Origin of the sequence: Paenibacillus sp. (genome assembly GCF_035645195.1) — a bacterium.
Taxonomy (GTDB): Bacteria; Bacillota; Bacilli; order Paenibacillales; family YIM-B00363; genus Paenibacillus_AE.
In genome coordinates, this window is record NZ_DASQNA010000055.1 from 1 (window position 1) to 1,549 (window position 1,549).

Genomic DNA, 1,549 nt, shown 5'->3' on the forward strand with positions numbered 1-1,549 from the left:
CCGACGGTATCCTGAAGCTCGTACTTGCCGATGTGGATATAGGCCTTATCCGCGGTGCCGCCGCTCTCCGCGATATCCTCGACGATCACGTCGTCTTCGTCATGGACGTGGTAGGTATCGTTGCCGGAGCCTCCGGTCATAATATCGTTGCCGAGGCCGCCGTTGAGAGTGTCGTTGCCCTCGCCGCCGGTGAGAACGTCATCGCCACCTTTCCCGTTGATGACGTCATTGCCCTTGCCACCGTCGAGGGTATCGTTGCCCTCGCCGCCGTTGAGCGTGTTGTCGCCAGCGTCGCCGGTCTCGGAGATGTCTCTGATCAGGACAATGTTCTCGATGCCCTTGTCTCTCTGGAGAGAGAGCACGAAAGCGTCGTACTGGGCTTGGCTAGCGAACGTTCCTCTGTAGACATAGGCGGTATCGTTGCTGCCGCCCATATCTTCCACCGTATCGCCGGCTCGGACATAATAGACATCATTGCCGCGGCCTCCTTCGAGGGTGTTCGCCTCGCCCGAGCCGCCGTTCAACGTGTCGTCGCCGTCACCGCCCATGAGCGTATCGGCACCGTCTCCGCCGAACAATTCGTCGTTGTCGTCGCCGCCGTCTAGGCTGTCGCTTCCTGTTCCGCCGTAGAGAATGTCGTTACCAGCACCGCCATTGAGGGTGTCTTCGCCGATCTCTCCTTCGAGCCGGTCAGCTCCGTCCTTCCCGTCGATGGAGTCGTTGCCGCCACCGCCCCTGATCGTATTGGCGAAATTGTTGCCGGTCAGCGTATTGCCGCCGTCATTGCCGATCAGGGTCACACCTTCAACGCCCGTGTCGATGCCGCCGTTCTCGATGTCCAGTCCGAGCCTGTATGTTCCGGACTTCGTGGCAATGAGAGTGTCCGTGCCTGAGCTGTCGGTGACCTTGTCGTCGAGATCGACATAGTAGGTGTCGTCGCCCGACCCGCCCTGTAGATCATCGGCTCCGTCCCCGCCCTTGAGGACGTCAGCGCCGCCATTGCCTTGCAGCAAATCGTTTCCATCGCCGCCTTCGAGGGTGTTGGCCGTCTCGTTGCCGGTGAGCGTGTTGGCGTCTCCATTGCCCTTCAGGGTGACACCGCCGATCTCGCTCTGGATCTCACCGATTTCGATGCCCGATGCCAGAGTATACGTGCCGGTCTCAGTAACGATTACCTTATCGCTTGTACCGCCGGCGTCACCCTTAACGGTGTCGCTGGCATCGACATAATAGGTGTCGCTGCCGTCACCGCCTTCGAGCGTATCCGCTCCAAGGCCACCATCCAGGGTGTTGGCAAGCTCGTTTCCGGTGAGCTCGTTCGCCTGGGTGTTGCCGATCAGGTGCACCAGGCCGACATTGCCTTGGATTCTGCCGTCCTCCACGCCTCCAGCAAGCGTGTACTTGCCGGCTCCGATGACGATGATCAGGTCGTCGTCGCCACCCGTATCCTCTTCGACCCTGTCGTTCGCATCGACATAATACGTATCGCTCCCTCCGCCGCCGTTGAGGGTGTCGGCTCCTGCATCGCCCTTGAGAACATCGGAGCCGG

The 1,549-nt window shown here is 60.6% G+C and carries 1 protein-coding gene; it reads right to left on the bottom strand.

Annotation, left to right across the window (positions count from 1 at the left end):
- Positions 1–1,549 (bottom strand): calcium-binding protein (locus VE009_RS27175; RefSeq protein ID WP_325013285.1); only part of this gene is annotated, 1,549 nt, incomplete at both ends.